The 21,519-nt window shown below is 71.8% G+C and carries 19 protein-coding genes; 10 read left to right on the forward strand and 9 right to left on the reverse strand.

The annotated features are described in order from the left end of the window. Nucleotides 1-60: 60 nt before the first annotated feature. Entirely contained in the window at nucleotides 61-537 is a 477-nt protein-coding gene (locus tag U8525_RS16670; protein WP_374266755.1) for a peroxiredoxin, read from the reverse strand. 119 nt (nucleotides 538-656) lie between these two features. On the opposite strand from U8525_RS16670, the gene U8525_RS16675 reads away from it, so the two are divergent. The 5 genes from U8525_RS16675 to U8525_RS16695 all read left to right on the forward strand — a co-directional run bounded on the left by U8525_RS16675 (nucleotide 657) and on the right by U8525_RS16695 (nucleotide 7,377). Then, nucleotides 657-1,811 (forward strand): YcaO-like family protein, encoded by a 1,155-nt coding sequence (locus U8525_RS16675; RefSeq protein WP_374266757.1) that lies wholly within the window; start codon nucleotides 657-659, stop codon nucleotides 1,809-1,811. Between the two features lie 182 nt (nucleotides 1,812-1,993). After that, the gene (locus U8525_RS16680; protein ID WP_374266759.1) at nucleotides 1,994-3,151 is read left to right on the forward strand and encodes a TfuA-like protein; all 1,158 of its coding nucleotides are present in this window, start codon (nucleotides 1,994-1,996) and stop codon (nucleotides 3,149-3,151) included. 420 nt (nucleotides 3,152-3,571) lie between these two features. Continuing rightward, entirely contained in the window at nucleotides 3,572-5,461 is a 1,890-nt protein-coding gene (locus U8525_RS16685) for a serine/threonine protein kinase (protein ID WP_374266761.1), read from the forward strand. Between the two features lie 118 nt (nucleotides 5,462-5,579). Further along, nucleotides 5,580-6,488, forward strand: a complete 909-nt coding sequence (locus tag U8525_RS16690; RefSeq protein WP_374266763.1) for a DUF2381 family protein — start codon at nucleotides 5,580-5,582, stop codon at nucleotides 6,486-6,488. 115 nt (nucleotides 6,489-6,603) lie between these two features. Next, complete coding sequence (locus U8525_RS16695; RefSeq protein ID WP_374266765.1) at nucleotides 6,604-7,377, forward strand: site-specific DNA-methyltransferase; 774 nt, start codon at nucleotides 6,604-6,606, stop codon at nucleotides 7,375-7,377. Here U8525_RS16695 and U8525_RS16700 read toward each other — a convergent pair. Continuing rightward, a complete protein-coding gene (locus tag U8525_RS16700) occupies nucleotides 7,356-7,994 on the reverse strand; it encodes a hypothetical protein (protein WP_374266767.1) in 639 nt (212 codons plus the stop codon). The two genes, U8525_RS16695 and U8525_RS16700, sit on opposite strands and share 22 nt — an antisense overlap. Nucleotides 7,995-8,064: 70 nt before the next feature. On the opposite strand from U8525_RS16700, the gene U8525_RS16705 reads away from it, so the two are divergent. From U8525_RS16705 to U8525_RS16715, 3 genes are all read left to right on the forward strand, one after another. Beyond that, on the forward strand, nucleotides 8,065-9,342 hold the full coding sequence (locus tag U8525_RS16705; RefSeq protein ID WP_374266769.1) for a dicarboxylate/amino acid:cation symporter: 1,278 nt from the start codon (nucleotides 8,065-8,067) through the stop codon (nucleotides 9,340-9,342). Between the two features lie 74 nt (nucleotides 9,343-9,416). Next, entirely contained in the window at nucleotides 9,417-9,899 is a 483-nt protein-coding gene (locus U8525_RS16710) for a peptidylprolyl isomerase (RefSeq protein ID WP_374266771.1), read from the forward strand. 69 nt (nucleotides 9,900-9,968) lie between these two features. Next, nucleotides 9,969-11,864: an OPT family oligopeptide transporter gene (locus U8525_RS16715; RefSeq protein ID WP_374266773.1), complete on the forward strand. Its 1,896-nt coding sequence runs from the start codon at nucleotides 9,969-9,971 to the stop codon at nucleotides 11,862-11,864. 9 nt (nucleotides 11,865-11,873) lie between these two features. Here the strand turns inward: U8525_RS16715 and U8525_RS16720 are convergent, their stop codons facing one another. The 3 genes from U8525_RS16720 to fusA all read right to left on the reverse strand — a co-directional run bounded on the left by U8525_RS16720 (nucleotide 11,874) and on the right by fusA (nucleotide 17,042). After that, entirely contained in the window at nucleotides 11,874-12,788 is a 915-nt protein-coding gene (locus U8525_RS16720; RefSeq protein WP_374266775.1) for a flagellar motor protein MotB, read from the reverse strand. 110 nt (nucleotides 12,789-12,898) lie between these two features. Beyond that, on the reverse strand, nucleotides 12,899-14,821 hold the full coding sequence (locus U8525_RS16725) for an ABC-F family ATP-binding cassette domain-containing protein (RefSeq protein ID WP_374266777.1): 1,923 nt from the start codon (nucleotides 14,819-14,821) through the stop codon (nucleotides 12,899-12,901). 103 nt (nucleotides 14,822-14,924) lie between these two features. Beyond that, nucleotides 14,925-17,042 carry an elongation factor G gene (gene fusA, locus U8525_RS16730; RefSeq protein ID WP_374266779.1) on the reverse strand — a complete coding sequence of 706 codons (2,118 nt, stop codon included), beginning with the start codon at nucleotides 17,040-17,042 and terminating at the stop codon, nucleotides 14,925-14,927. A 156-nt stretch (nucleotides 17,043-17,198) separates the two neighbouring features. Here fusA and U8525_RS16735 point away from each other — a divergent pair, with 156 nt between their 5' ends. Beyond that, nucleotides 17,199-17,561, forward strand: a complete 363-nt coding sequence (locus tag U8525_RS16735; protein ID WP_374266781.1) for a nuclear transport factor 2 family protein — start codon at nucleotides 17,199-17,201, stop codon at nucleotides 17,559-17,561. Between the two features lie 9 nt (nucleotides 17,562-17,570). Continuing rightward, nucleotides 17,571-17,891 carry a hypothetical protein gene (locus tag U8525_RS16740; RefSeq protein ID WP_374266783.1) on the forward strand — a complete coding sequence of 107 codons (321 nt, stop codon included), beginning with the start codon at nucleotides 17,571-17,573 and terminating at the stop codon, nucleotides 17,889-17,891. Nucleotides 17,892-17,909: 18 nt separating this feature from the next. Here U8525_RS16740 and sthA read toward each other — a convergent pair whose 3' ends face one another. The 4 genes from sthA to U8525_RS16760 all read right to left on the reverse strand — a co-directional run bounded on the left by sthA (nucleotide 17,910) and on the right by U8525_RS16760 (nucleotide 21,265). After that, nucleotides 17,910-19,313, reverse strand: a complete 1,404-nt coding sequence (gene sthA, locus U8525_RS16745) for a Si-specific NAD(P)(+) transhydrogenase (protein ID WP_374266785.1) — start codon at nucleotides 19,311-19,313, stop codon at nucleotides 17,910-17,912. Nucleotides 19,314-19,358: 45 nt separating this feature from the next. Next, nucleotides 19,359-20,153, reverse strand: a complete 795-nt coding sequence (locus U8525_RS16750) for a pseudouridine synthase (protein ID WP_374266787.1) — start codon at nucleotides 20,151-20,153, stop codon at nucleotides 19,359-19,361. 45 nt (nucleotides 20,154-20,198) lie between these two features. Further along, complete coding sequence (locus U8525_RS16755; protein ID WP_374266852.1) at nucleotides 20,199-20,411, reverse strand: hypothetical protein; 213 nt, start codon at nucleotides 20,409-20,411, stop codon at nucleotides 20,199-20,201. A 107-nt stretch (nucleotides 20,412-20,518) separates the two neighbouring features. Next, nucleotides 20,519-21,265 (reverse strand): RNA methyltransferase, encoded by a 747-nt coding sequence (locus tag U8525_RS16760; protein WP_374266789.1) that lies wholly within the window; start codon nucleotides 21,263-21,265, stop codon nucleotides 20,519-20,521. Nucleotides 21,266-21,519 lie beyond the last annotated feature (254 nt).

The raw sequence follows: 21,519 nt of genomic DNA on the forward strand, positions 1-21,519 counted from the left end.
GGTCCGCATTTTTCGTGGAGGGGGGCGCGGGAGGCGTCCGGAACCGGGCAGGCGGGCGGCTCAGGCGGAGGCGGCGGGGCCGCCCGGGGCGGGGTGGGCCTGGAGGTACTTCAGCACGTCGTCCAGGTGGCGGTAGACGCGCACCTCGTGGTGGATGACGTGCTCGACGACGCCGTCCACGCCGATGATGAAGGTGACGCGCCGGTCGATGTTGAGGACCGGCCACAGCACGCCCCAGGCGCGGCTGATCCGCCGCTCGTCGTCTCCCAGGAGGGCGAAGTGGATGCCCTCCTCTTCGGCGAAGTCGCACTGGGTGGTGAGCGTGTCCACGGAGACGCCGACCAGCTCCGCGCCCAGCGAGCGGATCCGCTCGTGGTTGTCCCGGAACGCCCGGTTCTCGATGGTGCAGCCCACGGTGAAGGCGCGCGGGAAGAAGAAGAGCACGACGCGCCGGCCTCGCAGCTCCGACAGGCGCACGGTCTGCCCGTGGCAGTCGAGTGCGGCGAAGTCAGGTGCGGGGTCTCCGACGGCAATCATTCGATGGGCGCTCCTTCTCGACGGCGGGGGCCGCCCTTCCCCTACCACGTTTTCCCCGCCATCCCATGCCGCGCCGTGCCGGCTGTCCGCTAAGGTGCCCCGCCGTGTCGCCTGCCTCGATGGATTCCGTCTCCCCCTCCTTTCTCGATGCCCTGGCGCGGGGCCTGGGTGTGACCCGGGTCGCGCGGGTCACCGGCCTGGACCGCACGGGCGTGGAGGTCGCCTGCGCTGTGCGTCCGGGTGGACATGTGCTCCAGGTGTGCAACGGCAAGGGGCTCGGCTTCGAGGCCGCGGCCCGGGGCGCGCTCTTCGAGACAGCGGAGCTGTGGGCGGCGGAGGCGGTGCGGCCGGAGCGGCTGCGCTGGGGAACGCGGGCGGAGCTTGAGCGGACGGGCGACGCGGTCTGGGGCGTGGAGTCGCTCGGGTCGGCGGGGGCGGTGGTGGTGCCAAGGCTCGCGGGGCCGGCGGTGCGGATGGCGTGGTGCGAGGCGCGGACCCTGGACGGGGACGCGCGGGTCTGGGTGCCGGCGCAGGGCGTGTACTGCCCGCCGTCGGGGACGGTGGAGCTGGGGCCTGTGTCGGTGGCGTGGACGACGAATGGATCCGGGGCGCATCCGGAGTCCGGGCCGGCGCTGCTGCACGCGCTGCTGGAGGCCACGGAGCGCGACCAGCTGGCGCGGGCGCTGCCGGGGGGCTGGTCGGAGGAGGGCGTGGTGGCGAGGATGTTGCGGCCGGAGACCCTGGCGGACGGGGCGCCGCGCGCGGCCGCGCTGCGGGAGGCGCTGGGGGCTCGCGGGTTCCGGGCCTACCTGTTCGATGTGACGCCCGCGACCCGGACGCGGGGAAGGGTGGGGCTGCCCGTGGCGGCGGCCGTGCTGGTGGACGCGGACGAGGGGCCGGTGCCGCTCACGGCCGGCTACGCGTGCGCGATGGACCGGGACGAGGCGCTGCTGAAGGCCCTGCTCGAGGCCGCGCAGTCGCGGCTGACGGACATCCACGGCGCCCGCGAGGACGTGGCGGCGGCGGATCGCGAGGCGACGCTGGGCTTCGCGCAGGCGCTGGCCGAGGTCAGGCCCCGGCGAGCCGTGGACGCGATGCCGGACGTGGCGGACCGGCGGGCGAAGACCCCGGCGGCGAAGGTGCGCATGGTGCGGTCGTTGTTGAGCAGCGCGGGGTTCACCCAGGTGGCGGGCGTCGCGCTGGACGCGCCGGTTCCCGGGCTTCACGTGTGGAAGGTCGTGGTGCCGGGCATGCGCGTCTCGGAGCTCCTGTGAAGCGGCGGTCGGGTGGAGTGAAGAGGGCAGGGGCCATGGCTCAGGGTGTCCCGGTTGCCGGAAGTGACCCTGAGCGTGATGGCGCTCGCGTGAGGCAGCGGCCGGGTGGAGCGAAGAGGGCAGGGGCGAAGGCTCAGGAGGACCCCGTTGCTGGAAGTGGACCGGAGCCTGAGGCCGCGCGCGTGAGGCGGCGGCCCGAGGACCTGGTGGTGTTCCTGGGGCCCTCGCTGCCCGCGGCGGAGGCGCGGCGGCTGGCTCCGTGCACGGTGTTGCCTCCCGCGCGGCAGGGAGACGTGTGGCGGGCCCTGTCGCTCAAGCCCCGGGCGCTGGTGCTGGTGGACGGCGTCTTCGAGGCGCAGCCGTCCGTCTGGCACCACGAGCTGCTGGCGGCGCTGGAGGCGGGCGTGGCCGTGTTCGGCGGAGGCAGCATGGGCGCGCTGCGCGCCGCCGAGCTGTCCGCGCACGGCATGGTGGGCGTGGGCCGCATCTTCGGCTGGTATCGCGACGGCGTGGCGGTGGATGACGCGGAGGTGGCGCTGCTGCACGCGGACGCCGAACACGGCTGGCGGCCCCTCACCGTGCCCCTGGTGAACGTGCGGCACGCGGCGGAGCAGGCACGCAAGGCGCGCGTGCTGGGGCGCTCCGATGCCCGGGCCCTGGTGGACGCGGCGGCGGGCCTCTTCTACCAGGAGCGCACCTGGGCGCGGCTCCGCGAGGCCATGGAGCCCGCGTGGACCCGGTCCGTGCGCGAAGCCTGGGACGCCTGGTTCGCGGGCGGGGTGGAGGACCTCAAGCGGCTGGACGCCATCGAGTGCGTGCGCGCGGGCGCGGAGCTCGTGCGCCGCGCGGCGCGGGCCCCTCCGGGTGCGCGGCGCAATCCCTCGTCGCTGGTGCGGCGCCGGCGGCTGATGGAGGACGTGACGCGCGTCGGTTCGCGCGTCGTGGGGTCCGGGCGCGTGATGGAGGTGCTGCGCGGCGCACCCGACGCGGAGGCCTGGGCGGAGGCGGGCTTGCGGCGGGCGTTGCTCGCGGGCTGGGCGCGCTCGCTGGGGCTCGAGGCGACGGAGGAGGAGGTCGCCGCGGAGGAGGCCGCGTGGTGGAACGAGCGGAGGGTCCGCGCCTCTCGCCGGGAGGCCTTCCTCGCGGCGAACGGGCTCGACGGGCTGGAGCTGCGCCAGCTGTGCGAAGCACGGGCGCTGGAGCGCCTGGCGCTGCTGCACGCCTCGCGGCTCCTGCCGGACGGTCCCTCGTGGGACGAGGCCCTGGCCTCCGAAGCTCGCCTGGGAGGCCAGTGGGAGCAGGCCGCCCGCGCGCTGGCGGAGGCGGACGACGGCGAGTGACGGCGTGGGGCCGGGGCTCCTTGGCCCGGTGCCTCGATGCAGGCCGGGCCCCCGCGCAATCCCAGACAGGGCCCGCCGTCACACCCGGGCGTGCTGAAACCTGTTTCACGACCCCCGTGGCCCTGAATGGCCTGATGGGTTGGACGCCCGTTCAGGGGCAGCCCTCCTGCGGCGTCACGAAAAAACGTGACAGCCCCGCAGGGCTCGATAGGGTCAACCCCGGAGGTTGTCCGCATTGAACACCGCTCCCTGGGTGGTTCCGCCAAGTGGGTCCGCGCCGTCATCGGACGGGCACGCTCGGGGATTGCGGGGAATCCGACCTCCGTGGTGGGATGTGGCAGGGAGAGTGCCCTCGCTGGTCCTGAAACGCCGCGCGGACAGCCCCACCTGCCAGGTTGTGTCGCGAGCTGAGTCAGCGTCATGACCACGCCGCTCCACCCGGACCAGCTCGAGGTCGGCCACTTCGTCGGCCCGTGGCGGATCGTCGGGTCGCTCGGCGCGGGGGGCTTCGGCCGGGTGTTCAAGGTGGAGCGGGGCGGGAACGTCTACGCGCTGAAGCTCGCGTTGCGTCCGGCGAATCAGCACGCCAGCGACGAGGAGGACGTGAACGGGCGGCTCGCGCGGGAGGTGGCGGCGCTGCTCGCGTGCGCGCCGCATCCCAACCTGCCGCGCGTGCACGCCGTGGATCGCTGGCCGGAGCCGCCGGACGGCTACCTCTTCCACGTCACCGACTTCGTGGACGGCGAGACGTTCCACGAGTGGCGCTGGCGGGTGAAGCCCACCGCCGCGCACCTGCTGACCGTCTACACGGAGGTCGTGCGGGTGGTGGCGGATCTCCACCGCCGGGGCGTGCACCACCGCGACCTCAAGGCGGACAACCTGCTCATCCGCCGACTGGACGAGCGGCCCATCCTCATCGACCTGGGCACGGCGCGGATTCCGGGCGCCTCCACGTTGACGGTGGGCGTGGCGCCCGCGTCGCCGCACCTGCTGCCGCCCGAGTGCGTGGCGTTCCTACGAGAGGGCTCCTGGAAGTCGGGCGCGAACTTCGACGCGGGCATCCCGGGCGACCTGTACGCGCTGGGCGCGCTGCTCTACGAGTCCCTGACGGACGGCTACGCCTTCGATCCGCGCCTCCCCTACGAGCGCTTGCTGCCCGCCATCGAGACGGTGGTGCCGCGCGCGCCGAAGGACATCAACCCCAAGGTCCCCTCCAGCCTGTCGGACATCGCGATGCGGCTGCTCTCCAAGCGCCCCGAGGATCGCTACTCGGGGACGGAGACGCTGCTACAGGCGCTCTGGGACGCGGCCAAGGACAAGCGCCACGCGGACTGGAAGGTCTCGCTGGACGTCCCGGCGGACACGGACGCGTCGGGCCTGGACCGGGGCGTGGTGTCGCTGTCGCAGTTCTCCAGGAGCTCCACGGCGCCGCCAGCCCATGTCGCGGAGCCGGCGCCTTCGGTGCAGCCCGCCGCCGCCGTGGCGGGCCCGCCGCCGCCCGCGCCGCGCCGTCGCGCCGGGGCCGTGGTGGGCCTGGGCGTACTCCTGCTGGGCTTCTTGATCTTCGGTCTGGTGCGGCTGTCGCCGGACCGCCCTCCACCTGCCGTAGCGCCTGTGTCTGAGAAAGGAAGTTCGTCCGTGACTCCAACCCCGAGTCTTCCCGACGCCGCCGTGCTCGCGGTGGCGGCTTCCCCGGAGGCGGGCATACCCGCTGCGGCGGAGCCGACTCCGCCCCTGTCTCCCGAGGTCGCGCCCACGCCCGTGAAACCCCTCCGCGCGGACGGCGGGGTCATGCGGAAGCTCACGGGCGCGGCCGTCGCGGCCTGCGTGGGCATGTCGTGCGCGGGCGGCAGCGCCAACACCCGCAACGAGGAGGGCGAGCCGTGCCCGGCGGGAGCCCGGGAGGCCATGAAGTCGCTGAGAAACGCCGGCGAGGTCCCGATGGAGGGGGTCTATCTGCGGGAGAACGAGGAGCGGGAGCTGGAGATCCGCGAGGGGCCCATCCAGGGCATCGTCCATGAGGCGTCGGCCCGGCGCGGCCAGCTGCCGGTGGGAACGATCATGCGGGGCCGCTCGGTGTTCGAGCCCAGGAACACCCGGCTCCTCTTCACGGAGGCCACCCTACCCGACGGGAGGGTCGTCCCCATCTGCATGGAGTACTTCAACATGAACACCAACCGGCTCGGGTGGGAGCAGGGCGATCCCTCCTACTCGGACGACACCGGCAATGCCCGACACGTTCCGGTCCAGTTGTTCGGCGTGATGGCCGTCAAGCGCCTCAACGTCCCCCAGCCGCCCGAGGACGAGTAGCGCTCCGACGCGGTGACGCCTACTCACGGCGATGGGTCATCATCGCACGGGGGGCACATGTAACGCCTCGTGGTAGAAGGAACCCTCTGTTGCCCCGGTTCGAGGAGTTCTTCCCACCGTGCCCTCCAGTCTGTTCGTCGTGCTCCCCCTGCTGCTCTGGTCGTCCCTGGTCCTGGCGGCTTCTCCCGGCGCGAAGGATGCGGTTGAGGGGACGGTCCGGATGGAAGTGGGAGCGGAGGACACGGTGACGCGCCCCGTCCGCATCGGGGCCGGGGTGAGCACGACGCTGCTCTTCGATACCGACATCCAGCAGGACCAGGTGAGCCTGGAGTCGCGAGCGCGGTTCGCGCGGGTGAGCACCGGCAGCTCCGTCCTGGTCCTCGTTCCCACCCATGACTTGCAGCCAGGGGAGGCCGTGAAGCTGACGGTCCCCTTCAAGGACGCGAGCTCGACGTTTCCCCCGCGGCTGTCATTGACCCTGGTGGTGGATCCCGGCGCCGTGGATCGGCAGGTGGAGGTCTACCGGCGCGCGCGCTCCGCGGAGTCGTACCGCCAGGAAGCGCAGCAGCTGCGCGTGGAGCTCGAACGCTTGCGACGGGAGCGCGTTCCCCCGGTGGACGGCGCGCGCGCGCAGACGGGGTTTGGCGGGCTCCTGATGATGACGTCGGAGTTTCCCGGCCTGAGCGTGCAGCGGGCGTTAGAGCGCTTCAACTGCAGGCGCCCGTGTTCCTTGCTGGTGGTGAAGGCGTCGTCGTACACGTCCGGAGCGCGGCGGGCGGTGAAGCTGTCGCTGAAGGCGGCCGACAAGAAGCCATGGACCATCGGGCGGGCCGTGCTGGTGGACCGGAAGGGCAAGGAGTGGCCGTCCCTGCCGCCCACCCAGTCCGGCCCCATCACGACCGAATCCCAGGCGACCGTGGTGCTGGAGTTCGAGGTGAACAGCCCGGAGCTGGTGGGCTACCAGCTGAACGTCTCGGACGTGGATGGCACGCGGACGGTGCAGTGGAGCGGCATCCATTTCCCCTGAGCCCGGGGCCGCGGGGGGCCGGCGCGCCCTCCTGCCCGAGCGCACGCAAGGTCACCGGGCGTGCCAGAATCCCGGCGGCCCCCGCCCCCATGCCGGGTAGGGTGCGCTCCACACGATGACCACCGACCTGACGCCCGAATCCCTGCGCTGCGTCCGCGCCGACGCGCGCGAGCCCGAGGGCTACCGGGCCGCCCTCGGCGACACCCGCGCCTCCCTGCTCCACACCGACCCGCCCTATTGCCTGCTCACCCGACGCCGCAAGGGCGGCGACCTTCGCGACCCCCGCGCGCACAAGAAGATCGACCGCAACCCCATCGTCCGCTTCGAGTCCGTGCGCGACTACCGCGCGTTCTCCGAGGCCTGGCTCACCCGGGCCACCGCGTACCTCACCCCCGACGCGCCCCTCATCATCTGGACCAACCTGCTGGGCAAGGCGCCCATCCTCTCCGCCGCCCGCGACCTGGGCTACACGCACCTGCGCGGCGAATACGTCTGGGGCAAGCGCACCACCGACAAGAACGCCAACGAACAGCTCCTGCGCGTCTACGAGGTCGCCCTCGTCATCGCCCGCACGCCCGCGCCGCCGCTCGCGCAGGGGGACGCGCCCATCGTGTGGGCCGTCGTCGGCGGCTACGACGATGACGCCGAGGCCGTGCACTGGGGGGGCCACCCGCACCACAAGCCCTTCTCCGTGCTGGAGCCCCTCGTCCGCACCTGGAGCCGCCCCGGCGACACCGTGCTGGACCCCTTCGCCGGCAGCGGCTCCATGCCCTCCGCCGCCCTGCGCCTGGGCCGCCGCCCCGCCTGCATGGAGGTCGAGCCCGAGTGGGCCGAGCGCGTCACCCACCGCCTGCGCGAGACCGCCCGTCAGCTCGCCAGCGCCCGGTAGAAGCGCGTCTCGCTCCACGTGGGCACGTCCGTGGGGCGGTGACCCCACCAGTTCATCACCAGCGTGCGCCGCTCGCGCGACGGCCCCGGCAGCTTCCCCTCCGGAACCTGGTTGTCCGCGTCCAGCACCCCGTGCGTCAGCGTCCCGTCGAACACGACCAGCCGGTTGGGACGCGGCGCCACCAGCGTCAGGTCCTCCAGCCGGTCCGGCGCGAGCGACGGGTTGTGGTCCGACGGCAGCTCCCGCGTCACCGCCAGCGCGCCGCCCCGCACCCGGTTGAGGAACAACACCGACGAGCGCACCGGGTGCACCAGCTTCCCGGTCGCCAGCGCCAGCCGCTCATCCCGGTCCTGGTGGAAGTCCACCCGCACGTCCGTGGCCCGCATCCGCGACAGCCACCACTCCACGCCGGCGATCTTCCACCCCCTCGTCACGTGGGGCCGCAGCGAGTGGATGACCTCCTCCGCCACGTTCCGTGGAGGCCCGAAGGCGTACCAGAACGTCGTCTGATACGTGTGGCGCAGGCGCTCTCCCCTCAGCGCCCCCACGCGGCGGAGCAGCCGGTGGAAGAGGGGCAGGGGCACGGCGGGCTCGGTGAGCTGGACGAGGGGTTCCACGATGGATCCGCAGCTTTCCCCCGAACGCGAGGTGGGCGCCACCCCCTTTCATCGGTAGGCTCCAGCCCGCATGAAGCCCCATCAGAAGATGCTCCTCGGCATTTCCGTCGGCGCGGCGGCCGGCCTCGCGTGCAACGCCGCGTTCGGGAGCGCGGGCTGGCTCACCTGGGCCGTCGAGCACGTCACCAACCCCGTGGGGCAGATCTTCATCCGCCTGCTCCTGATGCTCGTCGTGCCGCTCCTGTTCTCCGCGCTCGTCGTCGGCGTGGCGGAGCTGGACCTGAAGCAGGTCGGCCGGCTGGGCGCTCGCACGCTGGGCTACACGGTCGTCTTCTCCGTCATCTCCGTGCTCATCGGCCTGCTGCTGGTGAACACGCTGCGGCCCGGTGACGGCCTGAGCGACGAGGCCCGCGCGCTGGCCCGCACGGGCACGTCCATCAAGGCCGCGCCGCCCCCCGGTGACACCTCCGCGGGCGCGCTCTTCCTGTCCATGGTGCCCACCAACCCGCTGAAGGCCGCGGCGGACGGGGACATGATCGGCCTCATCGTCTTCTCGCTCATCTTCGGCCTGGGCCTGGCGCTCACCCCGGGTGAGCCCGCCCAGCGCCTCAAGGACGTCATCCAGGGCCTCTACGACGTGATGATGAAGCTCATCGACGGGGTGCTCCAGCTGGCCCCCGTGGGCGTGGGCGCGCTGCTGTTCTCCATGACGGCGCGCCTGGGCTTCCACATCCTGGGGCAGCTCGCGTCCTACGTGGGCGTGGTGCTGCTGGCGCTCGGCATCCACATGTTCGTCATGTACTCGCTGTCCGTGCGCTTCCTGGGCGGACGCAGCCCGGTGGAGTTCTTCCGCTCCTGCCGGCTCGCCATCGTCACGGCGTTCTCCACGTCCTCCTCCAGCGCCACGCTGCCCACCGCGCTCAAGGTCGCGGAGGAGAACCTCAAGCTGCCGCGCAACGTGTCGCGCTTCGTGCTCACCGCCGGCTCCGCGATGAACCAGAACGGCACCGCGCTCTTCGAGGGCGTCACCGTCCTCTTCCTCGCGCAGGTCTACGGCGTCCAGCTGGGCCTCGCGCAGCAGGCGACCATCATGTTCATCTGCGTGCTGGCGGGCATCGGCACGGCCGGCGTGCCTGCGGGCTCCATCCCCGTCATCGCCATGATCCTGGGCATGTTCCAGATCCCGGTGGAGGGGCTGGGCCTCATCCTCGGGGTGGACCGCTTCCTGGACATGTGCCGCACGGTGCTCAACGTCACCGGAGACCTGGCGGCCGCCGTCTACGTGTCGCGCGGAGAGCCCCCCGACCGCCCGCTCGGGGAGGAGGCGGCGCGGTCCCCCACCGCCTGACGCGGCCCCGCCCCGGTTCCACCTTTGACCGAAGTCCCATCCGCTGTCTTCTGAAGCCAAGGAGCTTCCGCCGCATGAAAGTCGCCAACGGTCGCGTCGTCGCCCTCGACTACCGCCTCCACCTGGGGGACGGGCAGATCATCGACCAGAGCGCCCCGGGCCAGCCGCTCTTCTACCTGCACGGTCACAAGCAGATCGTCCCCGGCCTGGAGGTCCCCCTGGAGGGCCTGGCCGCCGGAGAGAGCAGGCAGGTGGTGGTGGCGCCGGAGCAGGGCTACGGCGTGCACAAGCCGGAGGGCGTGCGCAACGTCCCCCGCTCCATGCTGCCCACCACCTACCTGCCCCAGGTGGGCGGGACGCTCATGGCCCAGACGGAGGACGGCGACGTCCCCCTGCGCATCATCGCCGTGAACCCGGACTCCGTGGTGGTGGACCTCAACCACCCGCTCGCGGGCAAGACGCTCCACTTCGACGTCACCGTGCGCGAAGTGCGTGACGCGACGCAGGAGGAGCTGGCGCACGGCCACGTGCACGGCCCGGGCGGCGCGCACGGGTAGTCCTTTTCGGCGAGGCCGGGCACGGAGCGTTTCGTGCCTCCGGGGGGCGTGCACTATCTTGCGTCCCTCATGGTTCCTCCCGTTCCGAACCCCAGCCAGCTCCGCGTCCCCGCGCCCGACTCCGGCGCCGTCCCCGAACGGCCCGGCGCCTCCGCGGCCGCGGATCCGGAGCTGTACTGGCGGGAGCACGTCTACCAGGGCGGCGCGCGGCAGCTCACCGTGCGCGCCGTCATCGCCGGGATGCTCATTGGCGCGGTGATGTGCCTGTCCAACCTCTACGTCATCCTCAAGACGGGCTGGAGCCTGGGCGTCACCATCACCGCGTGCATCCTGGCCTTCGCGGTGTTCGGCACGCTGCGCTCGCTGAAGCTGCTGCGCACGGAGTTCACCGACCTGGAGAACAACGCCATGGGCTCCGTGGCGTCCGCCGCGGGCTACATGACGGGCGGCGGCAACATGGCCGCGGTGCCCGCGCTGCTGATGCTCACCGGCACGCTGCCGTCGTCCGGCTGGTTGATGGTGTGGTTCGCCGTCATCTCCGCGCTGGGCGTCTTCGCCGCCATCCCCATCAAGCGCCAGCTCATCAACATCGAGGCGCTCCCGTTCCCCACGGGCACCGCCACCGCGGAGACCATCCGCGCGCTGCACGGCCACGGCGAGGTGGCCCGCCGCAAGTCGCGCATGCTGGGCCTGGCGGGGCTGGTGGGCGCGCTCCTGGTGCTGGTGCGCGACGCGCGCTTCACGTGGCTCAAGAACCTGCCGGAGAAGGTGAGCCTGCCGTTCAGCATCCTCGGGCGCGAGGCGGGCAAGTGGTCCCTGTCCTTCGACTTCAGCCTGCTGCTCATCGGCGCGGGCGCGCTGGTGAGCTTCCGCACCGGCTGGTCCATGCTGCTGGGCGCCATCCTCAACTACGGCTTCCTGGCGCCGGCCATGGTCAGCCAGGGCGTCATCCCGGAGGTGACGTACAAGGCCATCAACAGCTGGTCGCTGTGGACGGGCTCCGCGGTGCTGGTGTCGTCCGGCCTGCTGTCGTTCGCGTTCCAGTGGAGGAGCGTGGTGCGCTCGTTCTCCGCGCTGGGCGGGCTGGTGGGGATGAAGCCCAAGGAGGGCGCGCGCGAGGATCCGCTGGCGGACATCGAGTGCCCCCCGTCGTGGTTCCCCCTGGGCTTCGCGCTGCTGGGCCCGGTGGCCGTTTTCCTCATGGCCTACCTGTTCCAGATTCCCTGGTGGGCGGGCGTGCTCGCGCTCCCCCTGGCGGTGGTGATGGGCGTCATCGCGTCGCGCGTGACGGGGGAGACGGACACCACGCCCACGAAGGCGCTGGGCCCCGTCACCCAGCTCATCTTCGGCGGCCTGGCCCCGGGCAACATCCCCGCCAACGTGATGAGCGCCAACGCCACGGGCGGCGTGGGGCTGCACTCGGCGGACCTGCTCACGGACCTGAAGTCCGGGTGGCTCTTGGGCGCGTCGCCGCGTCAGCAGTTCTTCGCGCAGCTGTTCGGCGTGGTCGCGGGCGCCATGGCGGTGGTGCCCATCTTCAAGCTGCTGGTGCCCACCGCGGACGTGCTGGGCACGGAGCAGTTCCCCGCGCCCGCCTCCATGGTGTGGGCCGGCGTGTCGAAGATGCTCGCGTCGGGCGTGTCCGCGCTGCACCCCACCGCGCGCATGGGCGCCCTGTGCGGCGCGCTCCTGGGCGTCACGCTCGTGTTGCTGGAGCGCTGGGCCCACCCGAAGGTGAAGGCCTTCCTCCCCACCGCGTCCGGCCTGGGGCTGGCCATCGTCATCCCCGGCTCCAGCTCCATCAGCCTCTTCGTGGGCGCGGCGCTGGCGGCGCTGCTCAAGCGCCTGAAGCCGAAGCTCGCGGAGGACACCGTGCTGCCCGTCAGCTCCGGCTTCATCGCGGGCGAGAGCCTCCTGGGCATCGCCATCGCGATGGTGAAGGCCTTCGGCTTCATGCCCAAGTAGGCCCCCCGGTCAGTCCACCTTGCTGGTGGCGAAGGACACGCCCGCGACGAAGCGGAAGGTGGGCGTGTCGAACCCCGCGCCCACGCCCGGGCCGCCCAGCACGTACAGGTCCAGGTTGGACAGGGCGTGGCGGCGGATGGCGATGAGCAGCTCCGCCCCCACGCGGCCCCCGTCCAGCGGGATGCCCGTGAGCACGCTCACCTCGCCGCGCGTCGTCTCGCCGTGGAGCGACGTCACCGTGGCGCCCAGGCGCAGCTCATTGCCCGCGACGTCGCGCGGATCATAGGACACGGGCGCCAGGTCCTGGCGCTTGCGCAGGAACACGCCGGCCTCGCCGCCCACCTGGAAGCCCTCGCCCGCGTAGCCCAATTGCAGACGCGGCTGCAACGCGTAGTCCTCGTGCGCCTGCGCCGCGCGGCTGCCCACCGGCAGGCCCGCCGTCAGCGCCACCGCCACGTTGATGGGGGCCCCGCTCGACTGGCGCAGCAGCGCCGCCCGGGCGCTCAGCCACGGCGTAGCCAGTCCTCCGCTCTTCGGCCCGAAGTACTCCAGCGTGGGCTTTCCCCCCTGCGACAGGATGAAGGGCAGCTCGGCGCCCACGTCCAGCCAGGGCAGCACGCCGAAGCCCACCGTCAGGTGGGCGGTCATCTTGTTCTCCACCAGGCCCGTGCCCTCGCCGGGCTCCCAGCGCGTCTGGAAGTGCAGGGGCAACTGCTCGTAGTGGTAGTTCAACGCCACCCGCAGCTGGCCCTGCGCCAGCGTCCGGCCCGTGCCCACCACCAGCGAGCCCAGCGCCTCCGGGTCCAGGTGCAGCCGCTGCAGGTCGAACACGGGCAGCGGGCGCTTGGGGCCGCTTTCCAGCGCGTGGGCGGAGAAGGGGAGGGACAGCAGGGCAGCGGCGAGGACCGAGGCCGGACGAAACACGTGACGACTCCCGAGGCGGAGGGACGCGAACTCTAGCCAGAGTCCCCCCGCTCGAAAATCATGCACGGCGTGCGGCGGTTTGTGATTCCCGCCATGAAAAGCCTGACAACTCAGGACGTGCCGGCGGCCAGGTCCTGCAATTCCTGCCATCGCGCATAGAGCCGGTCCACTTCGGCGGTGGTGGCTTCCAGGGCCTGATTGACTTCCGCGACCTTGGGGCCGTTGCTGTAGACGGCGGGGTCGGCGAGCTGGGCCTCCAGCTCCGCCTTGCGCTGCTCCGCGGCCTCGATGGTGGCCTCCATGCCGTCCAGCTCGCGCTGGTCCTTGTAGGAGAGCTTCCCGGGCTTCTTCGCCGCGGGCCTCGCGGCGGGCTCCTCGCGGGGTTCGTCCTTCTTCGGCGGGGCGGCCTTGAGGGCGGCGGCCTGCGACTGCTCCTTCAGCCGCTTGTACATCTCGTAGTTGCCCTCGTAGCGGGTGACCTTGCCCTCGCCGTCGAAGGAGAGGATGGCGGTGGCCACCTTGTCGAGGAAGTACCGGTCGTGCGTCACCAGCAGCACGCTGCCGGCGAAGTCCAGCAGCAGCCGCTCCAGGATGTTGAGCGTGACGATGTCCAGGTCGTTGGTGGGCTCGTCCAGCACCAGCACGTTGGCGCCTTCCAGGAAGAGCCGCGCCAGCAGCAGCCGGTTGCGCTCGCCGCCGGACAGCGCGCCCACCTTCATGCGCTGCATGGGCACCGGGAAGAGCAGGTCGTCCAGGTAGTCGCGCAGGGCCACCTTGCGGTCGCCCAGCTCCACGTGGTCCTCCCCCTGCGAGGCCGCGTCGTACACCGTCTGCTCCGGGTCCAGCTGCGCGCGCTGCTGGTCGTAGTAGGCGACCCGGGTGTTCTTCCCGATGACGAGCGTGCCGCCGTCCGCGGGCAGCTCGCCCAGCATCACGCGCAGGAACGTCGTCTTGCCCACGCCGTTGGGGCCCAGGAAGCCCACGCGCTCGCCGCGCTGGAGCCGGAAGTCCACGCCGTCCAGCACCTTGCGGTCCCCGAAGGACTTCTTCAGCCCCTCGGCCTCAATCACGGTGTGCCCCAGCCGGGGCGCCGCCGCCACGCGCAGGTCCGCCACCTTGGGGCGCTGGAAGCCCTTCTCCGCCAGCAGCTTCTGCGCCCGCTCGATGCGCGCCTTGCTCTTGGTGCGCCGCGCCTCCACGCCCTTGCGCAGCCACGCGACCTCCTGGGCAATCCAGCGCTCGCGCTTGTGCTCCGCGACCTCCGCGTTCTGCTGGGCCACGAGCTTCTGCTCCACGTAGGCCGCGTAGTTGCCGGGGTAGGAGACCAGGCCGCCGCCGGGCTGGATCTCCACGATGCGGTCCACCAGGTCGTCCAGGAAGTAGCGGTCGTGCGTGACGAGCAGCAGCGCCCCGGGCAGCTTGTCCAGCTCGTCCTCCAGCCAGTCCACGGTGTCCGCGTCCAGGTGGTTGGTGGGCTCGTCCAGCAAGAGCAGGTCCGGGCGCGTGAGCAGCGCGCGGGCGATGGCCACGCGCTTGCGCAGGCCTCCGGACAGCTGCGCCACCGGTCGGTCCCAGTCCTTCACGCCCAGCCGGTCGAGCAGCGTCTTCGCGTGGTGCTCCGTGTCCCAGCCGCCCGCCTGCTCAATCCGGTCGCCCAGCGCGGACAGCTGCTCCAGCAGCTTCGGGGTGGCGTTCGCGGGGTCCGCCTCCAGCCTGCGCGACAGCTCCGCGTGCGCGGCCAGCGCCTCCTTCAGCGGCGCCTGCGACACGGCCAGCTCGCTGGCCACGGTGGCGCCCTCGGGGAACTCCGGCTCCTGGGGCAGGTAGGTGACGCGCGCGCCCCGGCGCAGCTGCAGCTCGCCCAGGTCCGGCCGGGCCGCGCCGGCCAGGATCTTCATCAGCGACGACTTGCCGGAGCCGTTGACGCCCACGAGGCCCACGCGCTCGCCCTCCTCGATGGTGAAGGTGAGGCCCTCGAAGACGGTGCGGCTGCCGAAGGCGAGCTGGACGTTGGCGGCGCGAAGCAGCGTCACGGAAGGGAACCTTTCGAAAGGGGGACGGAAGAAAGCAGAAGGGCGCCCCCCACTTGAAGCGGGGAGCGCCCTTCCTACAGCCAGCGCGGCGTGGGCACCCGGACTACTTGCGGGCGGCCTGCTCCGCGGCCAGCTTCTCCTTGTACTGCGCCATCAGGGCCTCGGCCTCGTTGCGCGGGACCGGCAGGTACTTGGAGAACTCCATCGTGAACTCGCCCTTGCCCTGGGTCGCGGAGCGCAGGTCGGTGGAGTAGCCGAACATCGTGTTGAGCGGCACCTCCGCCACGGCCGTGACGTAGCCCTCGGCGGTGCCCGTCTCCAGGATGGTGCCGCGGCGCTGGTTCAGCTGGCCGACGACGGAGCCCTGGAAGTCTTCCGGCGCCGTGACCTCCACCTTCATGATCGGCTCGAGGATGACCGGCTTGGCGGCGGCGTAGCCCTCGCGGAAGCCCATGATGGCGGCCGTCTTGAACGCCTGCTCGGACGAGTCCACCGCGTGGAACGCGCCGTCGTTGATGACCACGCGCAGGCCCACCACGGGGAAGCCGATGAGGCTGCCCTTCTTCACGGCCTCCTGGAAGCCCTTGTCGCACGCGGGGATGAACTCGCGCGGGATGGAGCCACCGACGATGTCGTCCACGAACTCGTACTGCTGCACGGCGTCCGCGGGCAGGGGCTCCACGTAGCCGCACACGCGCGCGAACTGACCCGAACCACCGGTCTGCTTCTTGTGCGTGTACGCGAACTCGCCCTTCTGGGAGATGGTCTCGCGGTAGGCCACCTGCGGCTTGCCGGCCACCACCTCGCAGTTGTACTCGCGCTTCATGCGCTCGATGTAGATCTCCAGGTGGAGCTCGCCCATGCCGGAGATGATCGTCTGGCCGGACTCCTCGTCGCGGCGCACGCGGAAGGTGGGGTCTTCCTTGTTGAAGCGGTTGAGCGCCTTGGAGAAGTTGGTCAGCGTCTCGCGGTTCTTCGGCGTCACCGCCAGCGAGATCACCGCGTCCGGCACGAACATGGACGTCATCGTGTACTGCACGGTGCCGTCGGTGAACGTGTCGCCGGAGGCGCACTCGATGCCGAAGAGCGCCACGATGTCGCCCGCGGTGGCCTCGTTCACGTCGTGCATCTCCGACGCGTGCATGCGGACGATGCGCGGAACCTTGACCTTCTTCTGGTTCACCTGGTTGATGATGAAGTCACCCTTGGCGACCTTGCCCTGGTAGACGCGCATGTACGTCAGCTGCCCGTAGCGACCGTCCTCCAGCTTGAACGCGAGGCCCACGAAGGGCTTGGTCGGATCCGAATCCAGGACGACCTTGGCCTCGTTGTTCTTCTGGTCCAGCGCCTCGTTGACGGCTTCCTTCGGGTTGGGCAGGTAGCTGCACACCGCGTTGAGCAGCAGCTGCACGCCCTTGTTCTTGTACGCGGAGCCGCACATCACCGGCGTCATCTTCAGCGCGATGGTGGCGCGGCGGATGGCGGCGCGCAGCTGCTCCTCGGTGATGCTGGCGGCGTCCATGAGGAACGCCTCGCCCAGCTCGTCGTCCACGTTGGCGACGCCCTCGAGCATCTCCTCACGGCGCAGCTTGGCCTCGTCCAGCATGTCCGCCGGGATGGCCTCCTCGCGCACGGTCTCGCCGCTCTCACCGTCGAAGTAGTACGCCTTCATCGAGATGAGGTCGACGAGGCCTTGGAAGCGGTCCTCGGCGCCGATGGGGTACTGGAGCTTCACGGCGTGGTGGCCCAGCTTCTCCTTCAGCTGGCCGGCGACGCGGTCGTAGTTCGCGCCCGAGCGGTCCATCTTGTTGACGAACGCGATGCGCGGAACGCGGTAGCGCTTCATCTGGCGGTCCACCGTGATGGACTGCGACTGCACGCCCGACACGGAGCAGAGCACCAGGATGGCGCCGTCGAGAACGCGGAGCGCGCGCTCCACCTCGATGGTGAAGTCCACGTGTCCCGGGGTGTCGATGAGGTTGATGTTGTAGTCGCCCCACATCGCGTACGTGGCGGCGGACTGGATGGTGATGCCCTTCTCACGCTCCAGGTCCATCGAGTCCATGACCGCGCCCACGCCGTCCTTGCCGCGGACCTCGTGGATCTCGTGGATCTTGCCCGTATAGAACAGGATGCGCTCGGACAGAGTGGTCTTGCCCGAGTCGATGTGGGCGGAGATACCGATGTTACGAATCTTCTCGATGGGTGCGTTGGAGGCCACGATCCGGTCCTTCTTCGATTGAAAAAATTGCCTGAGGGAACAGAGCAGGCGGGGCCCTTACTTCCCACAGGACCCAGTTACCAGACAAATCCGCATGACGTGGGGCGCACATCCGCCTACGTTGCGCCGCCCTGTTTCGACTGAGGTGCCATAACAATGAGCGCGAGCGAAAACTTCTCCCTGGCCCGGGCCTGGCTCAAGGCCTTCAACGCCCACGACGTCCCCGCCCTGGTGGCGCTGTACGCGGAGGACGCGACCCACACCTCTCCCAAGATTCGCGTCCTGCACCCGGAGACGGGGGGGCGCCTGGTGGGCCGGCCGGCCCTGGAGCGGTGGTGGAAGGACGCCATCGCCCGGCTGCCGGGCCTGCGCTACGAGGAGACGGCGCTCACCGCGGACGGCGACCGGGTGTTCATGGAGTACCTGCGGCACGCCCCCAACGAGGCCCCCCTGCCGGTGGCGGAGGTGCTGGAGGTGAAGGGCGGGCGCATCGTCGCGTCGCGCGTCTACCACGGCTAAGGTGCCCCCATGGCGATCCCCAACTTCGACCGGGACTTCGGATACCTGGCGCCCTTCCTGGACAAGGTGGCGGCGGCCGCGTCGGACCTGCCGGACGCCTCCGCCCGCGAGGAGCTGGGGCGGCTGATGGCCGAGGAGAAGGTCCGCTGGGAGCGCATCCGGGAGCTGCTCCAGGGCGCCCCGGGGCCGCGCGGCGCCGCCTCCCAGGCGCCCAGGGCCCGGCCGACCGCCGCCGCGTCCCCGCTGGCCCGGGTGTCTGCGGACGAGGTGAACCGGGCGGCCCCCCGCGAGGCGGGCTTCACGGTGGGCAGCCTCAAGGATTCGCGCTAGCGAGCGCGGGCCGGTGGATCAGGCGCTGCTCACGCGGACCTGATCCAACGCGTCGTAGGTGGCGGCCTTGTAGGCCTCCGACAGCGTCGGGTAGTTGAAGCAGGTCTCCACGAAGAGCTGCGCGGTGGCGCCGGTGAGCAGCGCGGTGAGCCCCACGTGCACCAGCTCCGAGGCCTGCTCGCCCAGCACGTGCACGCCCAGCAGCCGCATGTCGTCCTGGTGGAAGAGCAGCTTCAGGAGGCCCTGCCGCTCCCCGATGATCTGCCCGCGCGGGTTGGTGTCGAAGGTGGCGCGGCCCACGACGTAGGGGATGCTGCGCGTGCGCAGGGACTCCTCCGTCTCGCCGGCCATGGACACCTCCGGGATGGTGTAGATGCCGTAGGGCAGGATGGGCGTGAGCGTGCGCTTGCCCGGGCCGAACGCGTGCTCCACGGCGATGCGGGCCTGCTCCATGGAGGTGGAGGCCAGGGCGGGGAAGCCGATGACGTCGCCCACCGCGTAGATGTGCGGGACGGCCGTCTGGTACGCGAGCCCCACCTCGATCTGACCGCGCTTGCCCTGCTTCACGCCCAGCGCCTCGATGCCCAGGCCCGCGGTGTTCGCGGTGCGGCCGGAGGCGACCAGCACCTGGTCCGCCTCCAGCACCTCGCCGGAGGACAGCTTCAGGCGGATGGGCTCCTCGTGGGACTCCGGCACGTGCGCGGCCTCCACCGTCTGCCCCAGGCGCAGCCGCACGCCCAGCGTCTCCATGCAGTCGCGCAGCAGCTGGCCGATCTCCTGGTCCAGGAAGGACAGGAGGTCGTTCTTCACCTCCACCAGCGTCACCGGGATGCCCAGCGCGGCGAACATGCACGCGTACTCGCAGCCGATGACGCCGCCGCCCACCACCACCAGCGTCCGGGGCAGGGTGGTGATGTCCAGGATCTCATCCGAGTCGTGCACGCGCGGGTCGCCGAAGGGGTACAGCGGCGGGCGGTACGGGGAGGAGCCGGTGGCGATGAGGACCGTGCTGGCGGTGAGCCGGGCGACCTCCGCGCCCTCGCGCTTCACCGCGACGGTGTGCGCGTCCACGAAGGCGCCCGCGCCCTGGAACACCGTCACGCCGTGGCGCTGGAGGTTCCGGTGGATGCGCTCGCGCTCCATCTGCTTCACGCGGCGCTCGCGGAAGAGGAAGTCGGAGACGGTGGCCTCGTGGCGCAGCGTCGCGTCCACGCTGTAGAGGCCGCGCGCCTTGAAGCCGGACAGGTGCAGCGCCGTCTCGCGCAGCGTCTTGGAGGGGAGGGTGCCGGTGTTGGCCGCGGTGCCGCCGAGCACCGGCTCCCGCTCCACCACCGCCACCCGCTTGCCCGCGAGCGAGGCCTGCACCGCGCCCCATTCCCCCGCGGGGCCTGAGCCGATGACCACCAGGTCGAAGTCCGCCATGGACCGCACCCTAACCCCACCCAGGGGGGCCATGGCACCCGGAAGTCAGTCCCGGCCCGGGTAGTGCAGCTTCTCGCGGACCTCCGCCTCGGTGAGGAGCCGGAAGCCACCCTCGGGGACGCCGTCCAGGTCGATGTCGCCCACCGCCTCCCGGTGGAGCGCCCGGGCGGGCAGCCCCACGGCGCCCAGCATGCGCTTCACCTGGTGGTGGCGCCCCTCCGTGAGCGTGACCTCCACCGTGTGCGCGTCGCGCACGCGCACCGTGGCGGGGCGGGCGGGGCCGTCATCCAGCGTCATCCCCTGGCGCAGCGGCTCCACCTTCGCGTCGTCCGCGGTGCTGAAGACCGTGGCCACGTAGCGCTTGGGCAGGTTCGTCTCCGGGGACGTGCAGTGGGCCACCAGCTTGTCGTCGTTGGTGAAGAGCAGGAGTCCCGTGGTGTCCACGTCCAGCCGGCCCACGGCGTGCCACGTGAAGCGGTTCAGCTCCAGGGGCAACTGGGGCAGGAGCAGCTCGAAGACCGTGCCCGTGCGGTGCTGGCGCGCGGTGGAGGTCAGCACGCCCGCGGGCTTGTGGAAGGCCAGCACGTGCGTGGGCGCCTGCTTGCGCACCGGCAGGCCGTCCACCTTGAGGACGGCGTCGGGGGGCACGGGCGTCAGGGGCGTGGTCGCCACGCGGCCGTTGACCGTCACGCGGCCCGCCTTGATGGCGGCCTCCGCCTCCTCCTGGGGCATGGCGCCCGCGCGGGCGAGCGCGCGCGACAGCCAGTCCGGCTTCTCCTTGCCCTCCCAGCGGTGGGGGCGGGGCGGGGATTTGGGGGGCCGTTCGGACTTGCGAGCCATGGGCGCGGCACTGTAGCCGCGCTCGGGCGGCGGCGTGGCCTCCAGTTAGTGCCGGACGGGCTCGTCCGGGTCCTCGCCCTCGGCGGAGCCCGGCGTCGGGCCCGGCTCGTCCGCCATGCGGTGGGGCTCCTCCTCCAGCCCGCCGTCCTCCGCCGTCCCGGGCGTGCGGCCGGGCTCCTCCCAGGCCTCCCCGAAGGGCGGCTCCTGACGGCCAGGGCCGGGCTCGGTGCCTCCCACGATCATCGATTCGTACGGCATGTGGTTCACGCGGTGCTCCTTTCCGTGAGGATCCGGTCGTTCTGGGAAAGGTAGCGACGCCCAGGGTTCCCGCCGCGCGCGGGGACGGGGGGCGTCCCCCTGCCTGCTCAGGCTTCGTCCGGAGGCGGTCCGCCGTCGCCGGGGAAGCGCTTGCGCACGGTGTGCAGCGCGGCCAGCCAGAGCCGGGCCTCGTTGCGCGTGAGCCGCGAGCGGCGGAGCGGCGCCACCAGGTCCCGCACCGCCGTGCGCCCGGGCCTGGCGTCCACGAGGAAGCCGCCCGCCGCGAGGAGCGCCTCCAGCGTGGCCTCCACGCGGGCCAGCTCCGCGTCCGTGGCGGCCAGGGGCAGGGGACCCGGCGGCGGCGCGGTGTCCGCGAGGTGGGCCATGCGGACCTCGTAGGCGTAGAGCAGCACCGCCTGCGCCAGGTTGATGGAGGGCTGCTCCGGCGCGGTGGGCACCGCGGACAGGTCGTGGCAGCGCTCCACCTCCGCGTTGGTGAGGCCGCTGCGCTCGTCCCCGAAGACGAGCGCCACCGGCCCCTGCTTCGCCCTCGCCACCAGCTCCTCGCCCACGGCCCTGGGCGCCAGGCGGCGTTTGCCCTCCACCTTCCGGGAGCTGGTGCCCACCACCCAGACGCAGTCGGACACCGCCGCGTCCAGCGTGTCCGGCCGCTTCACCCCCCCCAGCACGTCCTCGGCGTGCACCGCGAGCCGGTGGGCGGGGCCCAGGTCCTCCACCTCGGGCGTCACCCAGGCCCAGTCGGACAGGCCGCAGTTCTTCAGGGCGCGGGCGGCGGCGCCCAGGTTCTCCGCGTTGCGCGGGCGCATGAGGACGAATCGGACGGGCAGCACCATGGCGGCGCACCCTACCGCCCCGGTGGCCGGGCAGGGACCCCAGTTGACCGCCGAGGTGTCTCACCGCCACGCTGCACCGCGAAATCCCGCGTCCCACGCGCAGTCCAGGGGCCACCCGCGAGTGTGGCTGCCCGGACACCCTGTGGGCCCGCGGACGCGCAGGGGGGAGCGCCGGCACGTGGTCGCCGGGCCGCACCTCCCGTGCGCCTCCGAGGACCCCACGCGCGGCACGCGGCATGAAATCGGCTCCGCCG

This window comes from Corallococcus sp. RDP092CA (genome assembly GCF_041903675.1).
Lineage (GTDB): Bacteria > Myxococcota > Myxococcia > Myxococcales > Myxococcaceae > Corallococcus.

Excerpts from the sequence above, each read along its gene's own strand:
- U8525_RS16670 (WP_374266755.1), bottom strand. The coding sequence starts at position 537 with ATGATTGCCGTCGGAGACCCCGCACCTGACTTCGCCGCACTCGACTGC.
- U8525_RS16675 (WP_374266757.1), top strand. The coding sequence starts at position 657 with ATGGATTCCGTCTCCCCCTCCTTTCTCGATGCCCTGGCGCGGGGCCTG.
- U8525_RS16685 (WP_374266761.1), top strand. The coding sequence starts at position 3,572 with ATGACCACGCCGCTCCACCCGGACCAGCTCGAGGTCGGCCACTTCGTC.
- U8525_RS16695 (WP_374266765.1), top strand. The coding sequence starts at position 6,604 with ATGACCACCGACCTGACGCCCGAATCCCTGCGCTGCGTCCGCGCCGAC.
- U8525_RS16705 (WP_374266769.1), top strand. The coding sequence starts at position 8,065 with ATGAAGCCCCATCAGAAGATGCTCCTCGGCATTTCCGTCGGCGCGGCG.
- U8525_RS16710 (WP_374266771.1), top strand. The coding sequence starts at position 9,417 with ATGAAAGTCGCCAACGGTCGCGTCGTCGCCCTCGACTACCGCCTCCAC.
- U8525_RS16715 (WP_374266773.1), top strand. The coding sequence starts at position 9,969 with ATGGTTCCTCCCGTTCCGAACCCCAGCCAGCTCCGCGTCCCCGCGCCC.
- U8525_RS16735 (WP_374266781.1), top strand. The coding sequence starts at position 17,199 with ATGAGCGCGAGCGAAAACTTCTCCCTGGCCCGGGCCTGGCTCAAGGCC.
- U8525_RS16740 (WP_374266783.1), top strand. The coding sequence starts at position 17,571 with ATGGCGATCCCCAACTTCGACCGGGACTTCGGATACCTGGCGCCCTTC.
- sthA (WP_374266785.1), bottom strand. The coding sequence starts at position 19,313 with ATGGCGGACTTCGACCTGGTGGTCATCGGCTCAGGCCCCGCGGGGGAA.
- U8525_RS16750 (WP_374266787.1), bottom strand. The coding sequence starts at position 20,153 with ATGGCTCGCAAGTCCGAACGGCCCCCCAAATCCCCGCCCCGCCCCCAC.
- U8525_RS16755 (WP_374266852.1), bottom strand. The coding sequence starts at position 20,411 with ATGCCGTACGAATCGATGATCGTGGGAGGCACCGAGCCCGGCCCTGGC.
- U8525_RS16760 (WP_374266789.1), bottom strand. The coding sequence starts at position 21,265 with ATGGTGCTGCCCGTCCGATTCGTCCTCATGCGCCCGCGCAACGCGGAG.